At 39.7% G+C, this 19,577-nt stretch carries 18 protein-coding genes; 12 read left to right on the forward strand and 6 right to left on the reverse strand.

Going from position 1 to position 19,577, the window contains the following annotated elements; all coding sequences use genetic code 11:
- Positions 1-67 precede the first annotated feature (67 nt).
- The 4 genes from V6670_RS09070 to V6670_RS09085 all read left to right on the forward strand — a co-directional run bounded on the left by V6670_RS09070 (position 68) and on the right by V6670_RS09085 (position 3,546).
- Entirely contained in the window at positions 68-1,546 is a 1,479-nt protein-coding gene (locus V6670_RS09070; protein ID WP_338653748.1) for a HAMP domain-containing sensor histidine kinase, read from the forward strand.
- Positions 1,524-2,210 (forward strand): response regulator transcription factor, encoded by a 687-nt coding sequence (locus V6670_RS09075; RefSeq protein ID WP_089932460.1) that lies wholly within the window; start codon positions 1,524-1,526, stop codon positions 2,208-2,210. Before V6670_RS09070 ends, V6670_RS09075 begins: the two co-directional genes overlap by 23 nt.
- A gap of 144 nt (positions 2,211-2,354) precedes the next feature.
- The gene (locus tag V6670_RS09080) at positions 2,355-3,065 is read left to right on the forward strand and encodes an ankyrin repeat domain-containing protein (protein ID WP_338653751.1); all 711 of its coding nucleotides are present in this window, start codon (positions 2,355-2,357) and stop codon (positions 3,063-3,065) included.
- Positions 3,066-3,246: 181 nt separating this feature from the next.
- A complete protein-coding gene (locus tag V6670_RS09085) occupies positions 3,247-3,546 on the forward strand; it encodes a hypothetical protein (protein ID WP_338653753.1) in 300 nt (99 codons plus the stop codon).
- 363 nt (positions 3,547-3,909) lie between these two features.
- Here the strand turns inward: V6670_RS09085 and V6670_RS09090 are convergent, their stop codons facing one another.
- From V6670_RS09090 to V6670_RS09105, 4 genes are all read right to left on the reverse strand, one after another.
- A complete protein-coding gene (locus V6670_RS09090) occupies positions 3,910-4,515 on the reverse strand; it encodes a response regulator transcription factor (RefSeq protein WP_058845269.1) in 606 nt (201 codons plus the stop codon).
- Complete coding sequence (locus V6670_RS09095; RefSeq protein ID WP_338653754.1) at positions 4,512-5,504, reverse strand: sensor histidine kinase; 993 nt, start codon at positions 5,502-5,504, stop codon at positions 4,512-4,514. The genes V6670_RS09090 and V6670_RS09095 overlap by 4 nt, the downstream gene beginning before the upstream one ends.
- 91 nt (positions 5,505-5,595) lie before the next feature.
- Positions 5,596-6,765 carry a DUF418 domain-containing protein gene (locus tag V6670_RS09100; protein WP_338653755.1) on the reverse strand — a complete coding sequence of 390 codons (1,170 nt, stop codon included), beginning with the start codon at positions 6,763-6,765 and terminating at the stop codon, positions 5,596-5,598.
- Positions 6,766-6,918: 153 nt separating this feature from the next.
- Complete coding sequence (locus tag V6670_RS09105) at positions 6,919-7,626, reverse strand: class I SAM-dependent methyltransferase (RefSeq protein WP_338653756.1); 708 nt, start codon at positions 7,624-7,626, stop codon at positions 6,919-6,921.
- 157 nt (positions 7,627-7,783) lie between these two features.
- Here V6670_RS09105 and V6670_RS09110 point away from each other — a divergent pair, with 157 nt between their 5' ends.
- A complete protein-coding gene (locus V6670_RS09110) occupies positions 7,784-8,026 on the forward strand; it encodes a hypothetical protein (RefSeq protein WP_036117161.1) in 243 nt (80 codons plus the stop codon).
- Between the two features lie 49 nt (positions 8,027-8,075).
- Here the strand turns inward: V6670_RS09110 and V6670_RS09115 are convergent, their stop codons facing one another.
- Entirely contained in the window at positions 8,076-9,125 is a 1,050-nt protein-coding gene (locus tag V6670_RS09115; RefSeq protein WP_338653757.1) for an NAD(P)/FAD-dependent oxidoreductase, read from the reverse strand.
- A gap of 364 nt (positions 9,126-9,489) precedes the next feature.
- On the opposite strand from V6670_RS09115, the gene V6670_RS09120 reads away from it, so the two are divergent.
- The 6 genes from V6670_RS09120 (at position 9,490) to V6670_RS09145 (ending at position 16,849) form a co-directional block, all read left to right on the forward strand.
- Entirely contained in the window at positions 9,490-10,431 is a 942-nt protein-coding gene (locus V6670_RS09120; protein ID WP_338653758.1) for an NERD domain-containing protein, read from the forward strand.
- Positions 10,432-11,230: 799 nt separating this feature from the next.
- Complete coding sequence (locus V6670_RS09125; RefSeq protein WP_338653760.1) at positions 11,231-11,647, forward strand: MarR family transcriptional regulator; 417 nt, start codon at positions 11,231-11,233, stop codon at positions 11,645-11,647.
- Between the two features lie 14 nt (positions 11,648-11,661).
- The gene (locus tag V6670_RS09130; protein WP_338653762.1) at positions 11,662-12,861 is read left to right on the forward strand and encodes an MFS transporter; all 1,200 of its coding nucleotides are present in this window, start codon (positions 11,662-11,664) and stop codon (positions 12,859-12,861) included.
- Between the two features lie 163 nt (positions 12,862-13,024).
- Complete coding sequence (gene efeO, locus V6670_RS09135) at positions 13,025-13,894, forward strand: iron uptake system protein EfeO (protein WP_036117171.1); 870 nt, start codon at positions 13,025-13,027, stop codon at positions 13,892-13,894.
- Between the two features lie 5 nt (positions 13,895-13,899).
- Complete coding sequence (gene efeB, locus V6670_RS09140; RefSeq protein WP_338653764.1) at positions 13,900-15,159, forward strand: iron uptake transporter deferrochelatase/peroxidase subunit; 1,260 nt, start codon at positions 13,900-13,902, stop codon at positions 15,157-15,159.
- Positions 15,134-16,849 carry an FTR1 family protein gene (locus V6670_RS09145; RefSeq protein WP_338653766.1) on the forward strand — a complete coding sequence of 572 codons (1,716 nt, stop codon included), beginning with the start codon at positions 15,134-15,136 and terminating at the stop codon, positions 16,847-16,849. The genes efeB and V6670_RS09145 overlap by 26 nt, the downstream gene beginning before the upstream one ends.
- A 44-nt stretch (positions 16,850-16,893) precedes the next feature.
- Here V6670_RS09145 and V6670_RS09150 read toward each other — a convergent pair whose 3' ends face one another.
- Complete coding sequence (locus V6670_RS09150; RefSeq protein ID WP_338654549.1) at positions 16,894-17,643, reverse strand: pentapeptide repeat-containing protein; 750 nt, start codon at positions 17,641-17,643, stop codon at positions 16,894-16,896.
- Between the two features lie 248 nt (positions 17,644-17,891).
- On the opposite strand from V6670_RS09150, the gene V6670_RS09155 reads away from it, so the two are divergent.
- Positions 17,892-19,493, forward strand: coding sequence for a PucR family transcriptional regulator ligand-binding domain-containing protein (locus V6670_RS09155; RefSeq protein ID WP_338653768.1), 1,602 nt, complete (start codon positions 17,892-17,894; stop codon positions 19,491-19,493).
- Positions 19,494-19,577 lie beyond the last annotated feature (84 nt).

Genomic DNA, 19,577 nt, shown 5'->3' on the forward strand with positions numbered 1-19,577 from the left:
AATTTTATAAAGTTTTAAGATTTGTATGGTACATTGCTAGTAGTTTCAGCTTATTGGGGGAGTGTAGATGTCAATTAAAACGAGGTTTTTGCTATCTTATGTGGGTGTTATTATCATTGCTATCACGCTTTTACTTGCAGCCGTTTTTCTTTTTTCCTTTGCGATTACGGGTGATATCAAAGCAATAGAGCATTTTTATAAAAAATCCTATGTACAAAAGCCTTTGACGACGGTAGAAGAAAACGCTTTTCTAGATTTAAAATTACTAGCTAAAAATAATCCCCAGCAGCTTTTAGATCTCGAACAGCTAGAAAAAATCAATGCACCTTCGATTGAGATTGTGGTACGAAAAGATCATCAAATTGTTTATTCAACGCAGAAAGAGCATGAACAATTATTACTTCAAAGCTTACCTGGCTTTGAAGCGACCAATATTAATTCGCGTGATACCATCATGATTAATCAAGCCTTTTATACGTATGTAAAATTTGATTTTTATTTTCCAGATAAAACCGAGGGAAGTATTTTCGTTTTAAGAGAGGTTAGTTCTCATGCGGAAGTAACGCGTGAACTGTTGCCCATTCTTTTAGGAATCTTATTTGTACTATTTATGATGATTATTGGCTTATTAAATTATTTAGTTTCAAGAAGTATTATTAATCCAATCTCAGCTTTAAAGGATGGGGCTGAACGCATTAAATCGGGCGACTTAGATTTTGAAATTACGTCTCATTCCAATGATGAAATTGGTCAGTTGAATCGATCGTTTGAGGAAATGAGAGTTAAGCTAAAAGAATCAATCCAGCTTCAGCTTCAATATGAGGAAAATCGGAAAGAGCTATTATCGAATATTTCCCATGATTTAAAAACGCCTATGACTTCCATTATCGGCTATGTAGAGGGTATTAAAGATGGCGTGGCGAATACAGAGGAGAAGATGGATAAATATTTAACAACCATCTATACAAAAGCGAAGGATATGGATGTATTAATTGATGAGCTGTTTTTATTTTCTAAATTGGATTTAAAAAAGATTCCGTTCCAAATGGAAAGTGTCAATCTCCAGCAATATATGCATGATTATGTAGAGGATGCGAGCTTTGATTTTATTGCACGAGACATTCACTTACAATATATATCAGCAGGTTCTCCTCTTTTGGCCATGACTGATCGTGATAAATTAAGACGTGTCCTGTCAAATTTACTAAGCAATAGTGAAAAATATATGGATAAATCCTATAAGCAAATTATTATTTCGTTGCACGAGCGAACTGAGGATGCGATTATTCAGGTAACAGATAATGGTACGGGCATTGATCCTGCTGCGTTACCTCATATTTTTGATCGTTTTTACCGTGCAGAGCCTTCCCGTAATTCGCAAACAGGAGGCAGTGGCTTAGGGTTAGCGATTGCGAAACAAATCGTCCTTGAAATGGGCGGCGACATTTGGGCGAAGAGCGAATTAACGAAGGGAACGAGCATATTCATTTCATTGAAAAAGGCTGAGGAGAAGGTGAGTCATCATGAAAAAAATTCTGCTAATTGAAGATGAAGTGAGCATAGCAGAGCTCCAACGAGATTATTTAGAGATTAATGGTTTTTCAGTAGATATCCAGCATAACGGAGACGATGGTCTGAAGCAGGCACTAAAAGGTGATTATGCTTTAATCATTTTGGATATTATGCTGCCTGGGATGAATGGCTTTGATATTTGTAAACAAGTTCGAGCAGTGCACAATATGCCCATTTTATTTGTTTCAGCCAAAAAAGAGGATATTGATAAAATTCGTGGCCTTGGTCTAGGGGCAGATGATTATATTACGAAGCCCTTTAGTCCAAGTGAGCTAGTAGCAAGAGTCAAGGCACATTTAGCCAGGTATGAGCGCCTCGCTACAAATCAGCAAACAAACCATACGATGTCCATTCACGGCATTACGATCGATACATCTGCTAGAAAGGTTTTTGTCAATGGGGATGAAATTGCCTTTACAACAAAGGAATTTGATTTACTCGTTTTTTTTGTTAAACACCCAAATCAAGTATTAAGTAAAGAGCAGTTATATGAGCGAAACTGGGGCTATGAATCAGCTGCAGATGTTTCGACCGTTACCGTTCATATTCGCAAGCTACGTGAAAAAATTGAACGTGATCCCGCACAGCCAAAGTTTTTGGAAACGGTATGGGGAGCAGGCTATCGTTTCAATGTTTAAGAGCAAAATATCTCGTCCATGTGGCGAGGTATTTTTTTCGCCAATTTTTAGACTTTTTTAAGAAATGGTTAATGGAATATTTAGCATTACCACTTACACTAAAATGAGGAAGACAGCAATAAATCAGAGAGTGTGGTGCAAGGGGTGAAAAAAATACAAACGGTTATGATCGCATTATCATTTTTGCTTCAAGGATGTGCCTCCAACGAATCAGAGGCGATACAGCTTGATAAAGGGGAGAGTGAAGTGGTGAAATCAAATTGGAAGAGTGAACTGTTTAAAGCAGCCGAAATGGGAGATATGGAAGCGTTACAACGTGCTTTGGATCAAAAGGTTGATATCAATGTCCAAGATTCAAACAGCAGAACAGCCTTGATGATTGCAACCTATAATCAGAATGTGGAGGCAGCACAATTATTAATAAATGCTGGGGCCGATGTCAATATACAGGACAATAGGCAAAATACGCCCTTTCTTTATGCTGGAGCAGAAGGCTATCTGGATATATTAAAGATGACGATTCAGGCTGGTGCTGATCCTACTATTTTGAACCGATATGGAGGAACAGCATTAATCCCAGCAGCAGAGCATGGTTATGTGGAGGTCATCGAGGAGTTGTTGAGTAACAGCGACATCGACGTCAATCATGTGAATCATTTAGGATGGACAGCGCTGATGGAGGCGATTGTGTTAAATAACGGCAATCCAACACAGCAAACAGTAATTCAGTTATTGATTGAGCATGGTGCTGATGTGAATATTCCGGATCAAAATAATGTGACACCATTACAGCATGCGAGACAGCGAGGATTTAACGAGATTGAACAAATCCTGATTGCAGTGGGAGCGAAGTAATGCAAACTGTAGGGATTTTTATGAAAGCCCATTACAAATTTTGTAGTGGGCTTGGAAACATTAATTCAGTATACGTATTACCAATTGGAGTTTCAGTTTCAGTACGTCTTTTTTTACACCAACACGGCTATATTTATTAGGATACAGCGATAACGAAGATTTTAAAAAAGGTGGCATAAGAGTGGCGAAAAACAGGCGGATTTTTTGTGTTTTACTTGGACTATTGTTTACGCAAACGGCTTGTAGCAACGGTGTGAGAGTTGATTATGAAGAGGAATTTGTAATTTCGGAAACCGCGCAATTAGAAAATGTAAGAGTACTAGAACTGGACATTAATGACGAAGATAATAAGATTCTTAACGTATTTGGAGGGGATTTAAAGGATGGCGTTTATGCTTATGACGAGAATAAGCATAAAACCTATATCCTGATAAATTCCAATACTAGAAATTATGCTGATTATTCGTTTAAAATTAGATAAGGAAAATAAAATTCTAACACTTTTCTATACAACTACAGAAGAAGGTGTTACAAATAAAAAAACGCTATTCCTTATAGAAAGTAAAAACAAGCATCCATTTGAGGAAATAAAATTGATTAACAACGGTAATGATGATGGTTTTATAGGAGTGTATACTAATTAAAGAAGGTCTGACATCATTTATAATTATCCATTGATTGTGTGGCTAAAAATATCCCCACTTCAAACCAACAATTGCGTGAAGTGGGTAAACCATTAATATTTCTTCAGTTCTTCAACTAAATCTGTACCTTTAGCTAAAATATTAAATTTATTGCTGTAGTACGACCTATATTGCTTATTAGCGAAGTATCTTATTTTTTGTTATAGCCAGCCTTTGTCACTTGCAATCTGAGCAGCCTGCTGTCTTGATTCCACTTGCAGCTTTTGAATAGAGGTAGATAAATAATTGCGAATGGTCCCCTTCGTTAAAAACAATTGCTTGCTGATTTCATTTGTGGTCAAACCCTCTTTGACAAGCTGTAGTACTGCAATTTCTCGTTCGTTTAAAGGGTTTTGCTCCTTCATAAACAAGGTAGCGGCTAGATCCTTACTAACCACCTTTTCTCCCTGCATGATTTTTCGAATAGTAGCAATTAAATAATCGATTGGTTCATCTTTCAATAGATAGCCGTGTACCTCGCAATCCATAGCCTTTTGTAAATAGCCAGGACGAGCAAAAGTTGTGACAATCATCACTTTACACGGTAGGTTAGCCTGTTTAATTTTTTCAGCTAGCTCTAGCCCAGACAGATGGGGCATTTCAATATCTACGAGGCAAACATCTGGTAGCTCCTGTTGGATGTAGTCCCATGCTTTTAGCCCATCTGCCACCTCGGCTATGACTTCAATATCTGGTTCAAACGATAAGAGTGATGTTAAGGCACCACGTAGCATTTGTTGGTCCTCCGCTAGTAATACACGTATCATGATGTGGGCTCCTTTCCGTCTTGAATTGGTAGCGTAAGAGTTACGCTCGTGCCTGTAGGTGTGTTGCTGTTAACCGTGGCATAACCTTGCAGGATATGCATTCTTTCCTTCATCGAGTGGATGCCATTGCCAAATCCTTTTTGCTGTAAGCCTATGCCATCATCTTTCATGATTAGCGTGTATTGTCCCATGTGATATTGAATGATGATGTGGCATTTTTTTGCCTGACTGTGCTTGAGTATATTGGTCGTAGCCTCTCTTACACATAATGCGAGCATCGTTTCCTCCACACTAGAAAGAACAATTTGAGGGCATTGATTGTGAAGGCTTGCTGTGATATTTGCACTTTGTAAAAGCTGTTTGCAATGCACCAGCTCCGTCTGTAACGAAATGAAATTCATATCAGATACTAGTTCACGCACTTGTTTTAAGGCTGTACGTGTAGTGGCTAATATATCATCCAATTCTTGCTTCACCCTTGAAGGATCTCGGTCAATTAGTTTTGTCGTTAGTTCCGTTCTAATCTTAATCATTGTGAGTGTATGACCAATTGTATCGTGAAGGTCTCTAGCAATACGCTGTCGTTCCTCCTGCTGAACAAGCTGCATATTGACGTCTGCCAATTCAGCTTGCAGATTTTTCGACTTTTCCACAAAGTAAATAAGAATTGGCAATACTAGCTGAAACATCATGATAGGTACTAACACCTGTGATTCCTTCTGTAAAAAGGAGTCTGTCGCCAGATACATGACCGTCAAAAACATGATCGCGATGGCTAATATTCCACAGCTAATATGCCATTTTGATTTCGCCCGTCCAAGTAAATCGGCAAAGGTAAAGCCAAAAATAAGCATAAAGGGCTCTATATAAATACTTAGTATAGTGATAACGATGAAGCCTACTAATGATGCGACAAGGAGTCTCCCATTTTTATGCCATAAAGCATTATAGAAAGCTCCTAAGTATAAAAGGAGCAATGTTATTTTCATAGCTAAAGGAAGTGATCCAGACCATAGTACTATTGCGATGAGAAAAATCACAGAAGCTACATCGATGATTAAATAATGCTTTATTTGTTCTCTAGGATATATTTTTATTGCCTACACCTTCCTTTGTTGCAAATTGTTGCGTCATTGCTCGAATGGATTTTTGACGAATCCATTCCATAGGACCCAATTGAAAATACTGTAACCAAATAGACGCCATGACCAGTTGTAGGAATGACAAAGTTAGCCAAATGCAAATGACGATCACGCTATTGACATGCCCTCCTAAGCCAAGGCCCCAACCATAAAAAATAAATGATGCAAGTATGTTTTGAAGGACATAACAGCTTAAAGACATTTTACCGACTTGTGCAAAACGTTGCCAAAGCCAATTGAACCTCTTATATTCTACCAGCTTCCCTAAAATTCCAATATAGCCAATCGATAGAATAGGGGCACATAAATAGCGAACAGGAAAATCAAAAAGCCCTCCTGGTATAAAGATAAGTAAATTGAGGGGAATGCCAATGTACATACCAATCATAAACACCTTTTGGCGTATTTGCCGTCCTCTGTCTGTTTGTGAAAATACATCGTTGCGCATAAGCTTCACACCAAGTAAAAATAAAAAGATATTCATAGGGATAATGAAAATAGCCTCTGATCGATAGAATAAAAAATTTGTCAGACGATGCTGTACTTGTGCTAGCCATGAGCCGTTTTCATACAATGTGGCAACGCTCTCCATCCCATTTAAGGAAACACCAACACCTTGTAACGTACTGATAAAAATAAGGAGGATCAGTAAGACATGAAAGCTGCCAAAAAGATAGAAAGTCCATGTCATGGCTTTGTTACTTAATCGGATGAGAAAGGCAACGATGAAGGCTGTAGCAGCATAGCTCATTAAAATATCATATTCCATGACAAGGGTATAATGAAGCAGTCCCTCTAGCCCTAAAAAGACGATTGTCCAAAGATAGACCCCAGGCCAAGCATTGCCTCTGCGTAGGGCTTGCTGATATTTTAATTGTAAACCTACCCCAAACATAATCGTTAACAGACCAAGTAGCTTACCGTTGACGAAAAATAAGACTACCATTCGTAAAAAATCCTGGAAGGACCACCAACCTGAGTAGTTGCTTGTTGTGATATACGATAAATCACCTAAATAAGCAAAAATCCAAATATTGGTGCCGAGCGTTCCTAAAACGGCGAAGCCTCTTAACATATCGATAAAGGGAAGTCTTTGTTGCATTTGCATATGTTCAATCACTCTTTCTGTATTTTCTTACCTTCAGAATAAGAAAATATGAAGAAAAAACCTATTCACACCAGTCAAAGGAATTTTATGACAGGTGTCATAAAGTGATTGGGACCACATAAAAAACCAGCAACGCTTTGGGTGCTGGTTCGTTTATTTCGTACAGGTATAGATACGATAGTCTAAAAATGGCTGGTATTTTTCGTTCATGGCAAGATGCTGATCCATGACCTTATAAAACTCGGATTCAATCGCTGCGGAAACATCAAATTCAGGCTTGGAGGAGATGGATTGATTTTTTTGTATGCGAATATCGTGAAAACCAGCCTGTTGCAGTAGCTTTACCCAATCCTTTTTCATAAGGAGGGACTTGAATCCGTAAAATTGTTGGATGTCGTCTGCTAGCTCAGGGGCGAGAGTTATAGGTTTAGTGAATTCAATGGCAATGAAGCGTCCGCCTTTCTTTAATAAACGATAAATTTCTTGCAAAGCTTGTTGCTGATTTACAAAGGCTAGTACTGATTCAGCTAGAATCAAATCAAATGATTCATTTGGTAACGAAGTTTTTTCAATTGAGCCTTGCAATAGACGGACGGGTAAACGCGCTTTTTGCATTCGTTTCTGCGCCTTTTTGATCATGATGGGGTGAATATCGATGCCTGTGACACTAGCTTGATAGGCAGTCGCCAAATAAGCAGCCGTTTGTCCTGTACCACACCCTACATCTAAAATATCGGCGCCTGGCGTAATATTCTCTGTTGAAACGAGAGCCTTTGATAGATTAATTCCTCCTGGATGCGCTCCTCCAATGCCGAATTGAGCTAAAAAGGTAAGATAATGTGAGCCTTGAATGCGTATCACCTTCTTTTTTCTTATAGTATGACAGGGAAACTAGTCTTGTTCCCTCAAACATCTTGAGTGCGGAAGAGAATATTTTTACAGTCTTCTTCAAAAGTCTATTTCACTACTAAAATTCCCACATATACTAGTTAGAAGCTTTCAGACAGGAGGTGTATAAATGCCATATTTTCAGCCGAATGCTAGAAGGGGTCCCTATCCGCCAAGCAATAGACAATATTTTGGCCCACCTTTTCGAGGTAGAATGGTGCAACCTTACTATTCTCCCTATCAACAACAACAAGGATCCAGATTAGGCAGTTTGCCAGATCATTTAAATACGATTATGGGGCATGCTGGGACGATTACAAATGGAGTCAATATGTTGAGGCAGATGGGATCGTTACTAAGTTTATTTAGATAAAGCTAGAAACCCTCTTAAGAAAATATCTTAAGAGGGTTCATGTTCGTGCTTAATCGGCTTGGACAAGTTGTTTTTCAATAATCGAGCGATTCTTTTCTTTAAATAGCTCATTATGAGACGATACCATGCCATGACGATAGGCTGTTGGCTCTAAATACGTTTTAATGGAGTTGACCGCATTGGCTGCATCTTGGAATGTTCCAAGTAGCAAGTGGATTTTTCCTTCAAATGATAAAATATCACCAGCCGCAAAAATACCTGGCTGTGCCGTTTCACCTGTTGCTTTCCCTTCAAAATAATAATCATCCTTTTTCGGAATAGCAATGGCTTCATCAAATGCGAGAGATGCCTCACGGTTATAGCCATGACTAACGATCACCTCATCGATTTGACGGGTATAACTTTGCTGCGTTTTCGTATTTTCACATGTTACTAATTGAATAGCCGTTTTATCAACATTAGCTGACAGCTTTGTAATCGTCGTATTGCACTCTATATTTACTCCCGCATCAAGTGCTTCCTGTACCGTTGCTTCATGCGCTGATAAATGCTCTTTACGGTAAACTAGGGTCACGCTTTTAGCAATTGGGCTTAACTCAACAGCCCAATCGATGGCTGCATTACCACCACCAGAAATCATAATATCTTTGTCGACAAAACGTTTATAGGATTGAACGGTATAATGTAAATTTGACATTTCATATTTTTCAGCGCCCTCAAGCGTCAGCTTTTGAGGATTAATAATACCACCACCTACAGCTAGCAGCACCGTTTTAGAATAATGCTTTTCACCAGCTGCTGTATGGATAATAAAAACATCATCCTGGCGTTCAATCAAATCTACTTTTGTATCTGTCAAAATGGTAGGATCGAATGTTTTGGCTTGCTCGATTAATTGTTTGACAAATTGTTCGCCTAAAACAGGAGGATGTCCGCCAATATCCCAAATCAGCTTTTCAGGATAAAGTAATACTTTTCCACCAAGCTGTGATTGACTCTCAATCAATTTTGTTTTTAATCCACGCAGACCGCTGTAGAAGGCACTATATAAGCCAGCAGGGCCGCCACCAATAATTGTCACATCATATACATGTTGCATTTTTATTGCCACATCCTTAAAAAATAGTAAAAAGTAATTGACAAATTCTTATCAGAAACTAGACTAAATCTAGTGATAATGATTATCATTTTAAACTGTGAATAGCATAGCATGGAAAGATGTAAAAAGAAAGAGAGGCTCGCTCTGATTTGTAGGATGCGCTAGTGACTGCTGCTGTCTCTATAACAGATGGTGTAGCATGACTAGAAAAGTATTAGCAAATGTTAGTTGCTGCTCGAAAGAACAGACTTTTGATCTAATAAAAACTGTGAAAAATTAATTTTACAACATCGACCTTTCAAGTTTTTGAGAACCTCATTTGTTGTGGTTCTTTTTTTATATAATCAGGGCAGGAGGTGAATACATGATTCTATTAGCACGGCAACCATCAGATTCGCAGAAAATACTGGAGGCGATGCTACAAAGATTGCCTCAGACACACAAGGAATACGCGTATGTACGAGAGCGTTTAGGACGTGTCAAAGCAGGGCTCGCTGGTGAACAGCGTGTCGATGCAGAATGGCTTGAGCTGGACTTACCAACCCCACATTATTTACTCCATGATTTTCAAACAATGAATGACTTCGGTTCAACACATCAAATGGACACCATCTTTCTCTGTCCCCATTTCTTACTTATCCTAGAAATCAAAAATATAACAGGCATTCTCTCATATGATGCTTCATTCGCTCAACTAACACGCACGACTATAGAGGGTACGGTCGAAGGGATGGCTGATCCATTTCTTCAACTGGAGCGGCATGTGACCTGGATGAAAAAATTATTACAGCGTGAACGTTTTCATTTACCAATTGTGCATGCAGTTGTACTGGCAACGAGAAATGGAATTTTAACAAAGGGGTTTGAGGGGCAGCCTATATTTCATGTGACGGGGCTGCGTTCTTGTATCCAAAGATGGACAGAGATGTATCAACCCGTAAAGGCAGAAACCCTCTTACCCTTTGCGACACGTTTATTGTCGATGCACACAAGGTTAAAAAAAGAGATGACTGTGCCTTTTAAGGAAATGATGAAAGGCGTAGTATGTCCTCGTTGTGGGAATGGACAGCGATTACAGTATCATTATAGAAAATGGACTTGCCCTCGCTGTGGATTGGTGGATCACAATGCATTAAATCGAACATTGGAGGACTACCGATTACTAGTCGGACCACAGCTGACCAATCGAAGCTTTCGTGAATTCTTCGCCATTGAATCCCCAAACCTAGCGTACAAGTTGTTGCAGCAACTACCTTTGAAAGCAGAGGGTGAAAAAAAGCATAGGAAGTACTGGATTATAGATTAAGGATTTAAAAGTTTAGCAACCATTCAAGCGGTCTGACTGTGTTGCTTGGCGGATAGAACGTGCAGAGTGATGGATAGAGCGAAGAAAGAGGAGGATACGCATGAGGATGGTGGATAGGAAAAGAAAAGTGTTGGATAAACCAGAGAAAGTAGCGGATAGAACGCGCGAAGTGATGGATAGAACGAAGAAAGAGGAGGATACGCATGAGGATGGTGGATAGGATAAGGAAAGTGTTGGATAGAACAGAGGAAGTAGCGGATAGAACGCGCAGAGTGATGGATAGAGCGAAGAAAGAGGAGGATACGCATGAGGATGGTGGATAGGAAAAGAAAAGTGTTGGATAGAACAGAGAAAGTAGTGGATAGAACGCGCAGAGTGATGGATAGAGCGAAGAAAGTAGAGGATACGCATGAGGATGGTGGATAGGAAAAGAAAAGTGTTGGATAGAACAGAGAAAGTAGCGGATAGAACGTGCAGAGTGATGGATAGAGCGGAGAAAGAGGAGGATACGCATGAGGATGGTGGATAGGAAAAGAAAAGTGTTGGATAGAACAGAGAAAGTAGTGGATAGAACGCGCGAAGTGATGGATAGAGCGGAGAAAGAGGAGGATACGCGTGAGGTTGTTGCATAAACCAGAAAAAGAAGCGTATGCGCTTGCTTCAATTTGACAGGATAGAACCCCAAAAAGAGCGCTATAACCTGTCTTGCTGAGCGAGGGTTCGCTTATTTCCTACTAGACAAATGGATTTTTTAGGTATATAGTTAGCTAGGCTAACTAATTTAAAAGGAAGTGATAGTGTGACAATTGAACAGGAATTTTTTAATCAGTACCGCTTAATGTATAGGCCATTTATTAATCAGTTGAATGTGCAGCTTGAACCCTATCAGTTATATAGCTCGCAGTGGGCAGTGCTTCGTTTCTTGAAGGATAAGGGTCCACATTCTTTTGTAGATATCGCTAACTTCATGTCTATAGAGAAGCCAAGTGTCACGAAGCTTGTACATAAATTGGTGGAGCTAGGCTATGTGGAAACGATGACGGGCAAGGATAAGCGTGAAAAACTGGTACATCTATCAAAGCATGGGGAAGAGCTTGTGCTGGAAATAAAGTCGCATCTAAATCCGTTTTTTGAGCAGGCATTGGCAGGTGTGCCGAAGCAAGATATTGACATTGCGACACAGGTTTTAGCAAGAATTTGTATGAATATCAATTAGTAGGAGAGAGTAACGTGGAAGCAACTAGAAAGAAACTCTGGACAAAGGATTTTTTAATTGTCTCACTTATTAATTTTACCATTACGTTAATCTTTTATTTATTAATGGTGACCATCGCGGCTTATGCTGTGGAGCATTTTAATGCTTCTACAAGTACAGCGGGGCTGGTATCGAGTATTTTTATTATCGGAACATTGTTAGGGCGGCTTGGTACAGGGCGTATTATTGGTGATTGGGGTAGCAAAAAAACATTGTTTTGTGGCTTGCTGTTATTTATGTTATCCACGATGTCTTATTTTGTAGCAGGCAATTTACCACTGCTAATGGTTAATCGTTTAATACAAGGGATTGCTCTTGGGATAGCTAGTACAGCAACGGGAACCATTATTGCACAAATTTTACCGCCGGAACGACGTGGCGAAGGGATTGGTTATTATAGCTTAAGTGCGATTTTAGCGACAGCTATTGGTCCATTCATTGGCATTTTATTAACACAATTGTTTGAGGATTATCGCATGATCTTTGCAGTCGATTCGGTTTTAGCTATTATTTGCTTTTTTATGTACTTCATAGTGACCGTGCCAGATGCACCGAAAAAAGCGACGGATACAGCTGTGAAGGCAGGCTTTAAGGTGACAAACTTTATTGAAATGCGTGCGGTGCCGATTGCCTTTGTTGCACTTGTTATTGGCTTTGCCTACTCAGGTGTTATGTCCTTTATGACGTTTTATGCAAAAGAGCTACATTTAGTATCAGCAGGAAGCTATTTCTTTATTATTTATGCCATTGTCATTTTGGCTACCCGCCCATTTACAGGAAAATTATTAGATACGCGAGGGGCTAATATTATTATTTATCCTTGCTTAGTGCTTTTTGCGATTGGCATGTATGCCTTTAGTTCAGCGACAACAACGATCGCCTTTTTAATCGCTGCTGCCTGTATCGGGGTTGGCTATGGAAACTTCAACTCCGTTGCGCAGGCGATTGCTATTAAAGTGACACCGAATGAGCGTTTAGGACTTGCGACATCTACGTATTTTATATTTTATGATTTAGGTTTAGGTGTTGGGCCTTATTTCTTAGGGTTATTTGTTCCTTCTATGGGCTACAGTGTGATCTTCTTTGCTATGGTTTTTGTCATTTTTGTATCGATTGTGCTTTATTATTTCTTACATGGAAAACATGAAAATTTGAAACAAGCGAAAATCTTGTAGATTAGAATCATTATATTGTAGAAAAAACGTTATTTTTCTAGTTGTGTATACAGATCAACTGAAAAATGACGTTTTTTTCTATTTCAAAAAATAGTTGTTGCAATAGATGATGATAATCATTATCATCACAAATATAAAACTAATTCGGAAGTAGGTACTAAGTATGAAAAACAGATCATTTTTGTCGGTATTAGTAGCAGGGGGCATTTTAATGGCTGGCTGTGGCAATACAGAAGAAGCTAAAAAAGAGGACAAGCCGGCAACAGAACAGGCAGAGCAAGCGACACAAGAGGTGGATTTATCTGCTGAACTATCAGCCTATCAGCAATTTGCTTTAGAGCAAATGGATCAATTTTTACTGGACACAGAAAAATTCGTGAATTTATTCAAGGCGGGCGATATTGAAGGTGCTAAAGCAGCGTATGCGCCAGCACGTATGTATTTTGAGCGCTCAGAGCCAATCGCAGAAAGCTTTGGTGATCTTGACCCTCGCATCGATGGACGTTTAGCGGATATTCAAGAAGAAGGAAAAGGCGAGGAAGAATGGTCAGGCTATCATAAGCTTGAGTATGCATTATGGGAAGAAAATACAACTAAAGGTTATGAGGCTGTAGCAGATCAACTGCTTGCGGATGCGAAGGAATTACATGCACTAGTGCAAACGGTGGAAGTGACACCTGATTTAATGATTACTGGTGCGGTAGATTTATTAAATGAAGTTTCAACATCTAAAATTACTGGTGAGGAAGAAATTTACTCACATACAGACCTGTATGATTTTAAAGCGAATATTGAAGGCGCAGAAAAAATCTTTGAAATTTTACGTTCAAAATTAGAAGCGAAAGATTCAACATTAGTGTCAACACTTGATGAAAAATTTAAAGCGGTGGACGATTTATTAGCGCAGCATGCAACGGCTGATGGTGGTTATGTATCCTATGAGGAATTAACGGAAGACAATACGAAAGCACTTGCGGCAGCGGTGAATCAGCTTGGAGAACCATTAAGTCAAATGGGGATCATTTTGGAGTGAAAAAAATGACAACGTCCAATGAAGAAAAATTGATTAATAAAAAAATTTCTAGACGTGATATGTTGAAGCTGACAAGCATCGGTGTGGCAGGTGTTGCCATCGGTGCCTCTGGTTTGGGTGGTGTCATGAAAGCGATGGGCTATGATGTTTTTGAGACAGCAGCAGATAGCACGGCGGCTAGCAATAAGATCAATTTCTATGGCGAGCACCAGTCGGGTATCGTGACACCAGTTCAAACGAATATTTATTTTGCTTCTTTAGATGTGTTAGTGACATCGAAGAAGGAACTACAAGAGTTGTTCCAGCAATGGACACCTCTTGTTGTGCGTTTAATGAATGGTGAATTAATGGTTGATGTTTCGACGAATACGAGAGTACCAACAGGTGATACAGGAGAGGCAGAGGGCTTAGATGCAGCCAATTTATCGATTACTATCGGTGTAGGTCCTTCACTATTCGATAAACTGGGAATGCAGCATGTAAAACCAGCGGAGCTAAAGGATTTACCACATTTCCCTAAAGATCAGCTACAGAAGGAATATACAGGTGGTGATCTGTGTATTCAAGCCTGTGCAGATGATCCACAGGTGGCATTCCATGCAGTGCGCAATTTAGTACGAGCTGCTTCTGGTAAAGTAGAGATTAAATGGTCACAGGCTGGCTTTAACTCGTTTCCAGCTGGTGGAGGGACACCTCGAAATCTCTTTGCATTCAAGGATGGTACGGTGAATCCAGCCATTACGGATGAAAAAGACTTAAATAAGGTTGTGTGGGTGGATAAAGGCTGGCTAAAGGGCGGCTCTTATTTAATCGCACGAAAAGTTCAAATGCATCTTGAAACATGGGATCGCACATCATTGAAGGATCAAGAGGCTACATTTGGTCGTTATCGTGACAGTGGTGCACCATTTGGCCAAACAAAGGAATTTGATGATTTTGATGTAGAGGCAAAGGATGACAAGGGCAATTATATTATGCCTGATACGTCACATGTTCATTTAGCACGTAAATCGGGTGCACGTGTTTTACGACGTTCTTACTCGTATGCATCGGGTGTCATGTCGAATACAGGAACCCATGATGCAGGGCTGATCTTTATTTCTTTTCAAAAAGACCCAGCCCAATTTACAACGATCCAAAATAGCTTAGGGCGTATGGATAAAATGAATGAGTACATTACCCATCGAGGCAGTGCCGTGTTTGCTTGCTTCCCTGGTGTACAAAAGGGGAGTTATTTAGGTGAAGCACTTTTTAACGCGCTGTAGTATCATCATTGCCTTAATCCTAACTTTAGCTCTACCTGTGCAGGCAGCGCAATCTTATAGTCATTTATATATTGCGATTAGTGATGCACTGATGAATACGAAGCAGGATAAAGAGACGGAGGCCAAGCAGGCGCTCGAACAATTTGCTGCGGACTGGGCTAAAGTTTCTTCAGAGCAGAAAGATGCCAAAGCAAAGGTCGATGAAATGCTTGCGCAGGCTACTGAAGCAACATCCAAAGACGAGCGTTTAGAGGCGTTGTCGGCACTGTCGAATGCATTACGTGCCCTAGAAAAGCTTGAAAATCCAGTGGACGAAGCGGCACAGCGAGCAGAGTTTGGGCAAAAGTTTAAGCCGATCATGGCAGACTTCGAAAAAGCTTTAGCCAGTGGGGACATTCAGGCTATTGATGAAGCCTACAAAGATTTTAATAGCAAATGGAATAAAAATGAGCGCCCTGTGCGTGAGCAAAGCATTGCGATGTATGGGCAAATCGAAACACAAATGGCGTTTCTACGTATCGCCATTTCGGCAGAGGAGCCAGATATAGCCCTTATGCAATCTCAATTTGCGGATTTACAGCAAACGATTGAGGATTTTGTGGCTGGTAACGAAACAGCTGAAGTGGTTGAAGGGGACTATTCGTTAGCGACATTGATTGCTTATATCGATGAGGCAAAGGACTTTGTTGATGCTGGTGATTATCAGGCAGCTTCTGATAAAATACGTGAGTTTATTACCATTTGGCCAAGTGTAGAGATTGAAATTTCCACACGTAATGGCAGCCTTTATACGAAAATCGAAAGTGATATGCCGATTATCGCAAGTGATTTATTAAAATCCAACGTCGATCAGCAAGCGATCACAAAAAAATTAGATACTTTCCGTACTGAAATCGAACTGATTCAAGGGGATTCAGATTATACAATTTGGGATGCTGCATTAATTTTGCTGCGTGAGGGACTAGAGGCGTTACTGATTATTTTAGCCTTAGTATCATTCCTCAATAAATCAGGACAGAATAAGATGCGCAAATGGATTTATGTTGGAGCGTTTGTCGGCGTTCTATTATCAGCCATTGCTGCCATCCTCATGTCCACGATTTTGAATTCAGCAACAATTGATACGAATCGAGAATTAATGGAAGGTTATGTTGGGTTAGTTGCAGCAGCGATGATGATCGGTGTTGGTATTTGGCTACATAGTAAATCAAGTGTAGTCAGCTGGAATCGCTATATTTCGAAACAAATGGGCAATGCCATTTCCAGTGGTTCTATTTTTGCGATGGCTGCCATTAGTTTCTTATCGGTCTTCCGTGAAGGAGCCGAAACACTAGTCTTTTACGCGGGTATTGCACCGAGAATGGAGACTTCGCAATTTATTCTTGGGATTGTTGTAGCACTGCTTATACTTGCTGTACTGGCTATTGTATTATTTAAAGCAAGTGGCAAAATCCCCATTCATAAATTTTTTGCTGTCGCAACGGTGCTTATTTATGTATTAGCCTTTAAAATTATTGGTGTCAGTTTGCATACATTGCAGCTTACGGATAATCTGTCCACGACGATTGTTGATGGCTTACCTGTCATTAGCCTGATTGGCTTCTATCCAACAGCGGAAACCATCATTGGGCAGGCAATCTTACTTGTGTTAGTGGCAGCTACTATAATCTATAAAAAGAAACGAGCCTAACGATAAAGGGTAGATGAGCGTACGTAAACCGCCATCTACCTTTTTTATTGCCAATGGGCAGGTCGTTTCAGATAGGAAGGCAATTTAGTAGAGCGGTCACCTTGTGCGGCGTTCATTTGCATTTGTGTTAAAAACAGACTTGTCGAAAGGTCAGCCCCACGTAAATTGGCATCACGTAAATCAGCCCCGATGAAATCTACTGCTTGTAAATTAGCATCTTGAAGATTGGCCGCGATTAAATAGCTACCCCTTAGATCAGTCGCTCGTAAATCCTTGCCTTTTAAATTTTTGCCCATCCAATCAGCTCCACGCTGGTTCAAATTTCGAGTGATTTTGCCTTTCAGCCTCTGTTGACGAATTTGTTCGCTCGTTTGTAGTAATAGCGCATTGACAGGCATACGAATAGCCATCATATCGCGTGCTAATAAGGCATCGGCATCAAGTGATTTTGCTTGTTGTAGCTGCTCCAATTGCGTTAGGAGTTGCTCATCAAGCGTGCTGTTCACCTGATAGGATAAGGCCTCAGCTACATAAGCAAGCATTTCGTAAAGCTGTTCCATGATTGGGAAAACCCGAAACATCTTGTCAGCATGCTCACGGGATTGTTGCCAATCTTGTCCATGAAACGTGATCTGTGACACTTGCTGCCCAGCACCCAAGCAATCATAAACCGTACAGCCTTTAAAGCCTGTATCTTTTAGCTTGCTATGGATATGACAGCTATAGTCATCCTGTAAATTAGGGCATGGCGAGCCAGCTGGTTTATTGATGGCAAAGTCACTGGAAGCAACGATATTTAAAGCGGTACAGCATAAGCCGAAACAGCTTTCGCAATCCGCCTGTAAGCTTTCACGGATTTTTTTGCCAACAGAGGTAGCTCTTTTGTCTGATGTGACATCCTCATTTTCCTCTCTTACCTCATTAATATAGTTAATAGTTTATCATTAACGGCAGGCTAGCAGTTAAAATAAGGATAAAACTGTATTTTGAAAGATCGTAGGGGATATGGTATTCTTCTTCAAAAGAGTTGTGAAGAAAAGTGGTGGTGGAGCATGGGGTAACGGTCAATGAATTATTACAATTGCCATCCTTTCGTGGGGCAGAGGTGCTAACAGGTCGAGATAATTTACATCGTACGGTATCTTCCTTATCTGTATTAGAGGTATCCAATGTTGATTTTTATTCTAAAATTATTAATCGTGTGCAAGAGGAATGGTATGCAGAAGAGATTGTCATTAGCTCTTTTTACTCCATACGAGATAGTGTGGAGCAGCAATGCGAAACGATTCAGCATTTACATGATTTAGGAGAGCTTGGTCTTATTTTATATTATGTCGGTATTGTCTTGCCCGATATTCCAAAGGAAGTGCTTGACTTAGCGGAGGCGCAAGGATTTATTATCATTTGTATGCCAAGAAATGATTATTCACTGCGTTATAACGAGGTAATTTATGAGGTAATGGAGGCAATTGTTAGCAATCAAGGTGTGAATGATCATTTTGTGAAAGAAACGTTGGAAAAGGTATCCTTACTGCCAGAGCATTTAAGAAGTGTTGAAATTACGCTGAAAATGCTCTCAGATCGTTTGAAAGCCAATATTGTGCTCACAAATAATCATTTTGATATTGTGAATCAAGTGATGTGGCCACGAAATTCATCATTAGATGTAGCGAACGTTATTGAAGAATGCTCGCAGGCCAACTTCCAGCACGAAACAGGAAAGCTAGAGCTAGAAAGAAGTGATGTCTCCTGTGTCGTTGACTATAAAAGAGTGCATCAGAAAAATGGCGAGCCCCTCTTTTTATTCTTAATAAAAGAAAATACAAAACTGCCTGCCAAAACGATTGAAAAAGTAAGTGAGGTTGTGCAAGTAGCCATTAATTTATGGGGGGACAAGCATGATGAGGTAAGTGAGTATGCCTTAGTGAAAGCCATTATTAATGATGAAAGTGAAAAAATGAGAAGATTAGCCAATCTCCTTCATATAGATGTTTCCGCCATTCAAATGATGTGGCTCGTCTACATGCATGATTTAGCGGACGAAAAAAGAATTCGCGATGAATTAGAAGAGCAGCTGTCCAAGTATTACCAAACAAGAGTGATACAATGCATTGATCATTGTATGATTGTGTTACTAGGGAATTGTTTGTATAAGCATCATGAATTTGAAATTGCCACTGAATTTAACGATACTACAAGCTATGCTGCTCAAATAGCGGAAATTGTTTATGCGCCCAAAATGAGAAATACAAAGTCTGTTCGTCAAATGTATCAATTGGTCAATCAGGTGGGGGACAAGGCCCATACCATTTATCCAATGCGAAAGCTGTTTACGGCAGCGGAAGTACGCTCCATGAAAAGGGCGATGGATGTCAGTATACAGGGAGAAGAAATGATTGAAGAGTATTTGTCTGTCATTGAACCTATCTTGCGCGATCATGATTCCTTACAGACCTTAATTACTTTTTTATTAGACGCAAATGCTAGTGTGGAGCGCTGTGCAGAGCTACTTTATATTCATAAAAATACAGTGAAATATCGCATTAAAAAAATTAGTGAGTTGATTGGCACAGATGTCACAGTATACGCAGAATTTTACGATGTGTATATGGCTTGTATGCTGTATCGATTGATTAATGATTGATTAGAATAATCTGAAATTTTGTCATTTTGAACAAAATTTCAGATTATTTTTTTCATTTACGCAAAAGACGTGAAACCACCCTTT

The sequence above is a fragment of the Lysinibacillus sp. Y5S-8 genome (genome assembly GCF_036894365.1).
Lineage (GTDB): Bacteria > Bacillota > Bacilli > Bacillales_A > Planococcaceae > Lysinibacillus > Lysinibacillus fusiformis_D.

Excerpts from the sequence above, each read along its gene's own strand:
- V6670_RS09070 (WP_338653748.1), top strand. The coding sequence starts at position 68 with ATGTCAATTAAAACGAGGTTTTTGCTATCTTATGTGGGTGTTATTATC.
- V6670_RS09075 (WP_089932460.1), top strand. The coding sequence starts at position 1,524 with ATGAAAAAAATTCTGCTAATTGAAGATGAAGTGAGCATAGCAGAGCTC.
- V6670_RS09090 (WP_058845269.1), bottom strand. The coding sequence starts at position 4,515 with ATGATACGTGTATTACTAGCGGAGGACCAACAAATGCTACGTGGTGCC.
- V6670_RS09095 (WP_338653754.1), bottom strand. The coding sequence starts at position 5,504 with ATGAAAATAACATTGCTCCTTTTATACTTAGGAGCTTTCTATAATGCT.
- V6670_RS09100 (WP_338653755.1), bottom strand. The coding sequence starts at position 6,765 with ATGCAAATGCAACAAAGACTTCCCTTTATCGATATGTTAAGAGGCTTC.
- V6670_RS09110 (WP_036117161.1), top strand. The coding sequence starts at position 7,784 with ATGCCATATTTTCAGCCGAATGCTAGAAGGGGTCCCTATCCGCCAAGC.
- V6670_RS09115 (WP_338653757.1), bottom strand. The coding sequence starts at position 9,125 with ATGCAACATGTATATGATGTGACAATTATTGGTGGCGGCCCTGCTGGC.
- V6670_RS09120 (WP_338653758.1), top strand. The coding sequence starts at position 9,490 with ATGATTCTATTAGCACGGCAACCATCAGATTCGCAGAAAATACTGGAG.
- efeO (WP_036117171.1), top strand. The coding sequence starts at position 13,025 with ATGAAAAACAGATCATTTTTGTCGGTATTAGTAGCAGGGGGCATTTTA.
- efeB (WP_338653764.1), top strand. The coding sequence starts at position 13,900 with ATGACAACGTCCAATGAAGAAAAATTGATTAATAAAAAAATTTCTAGA.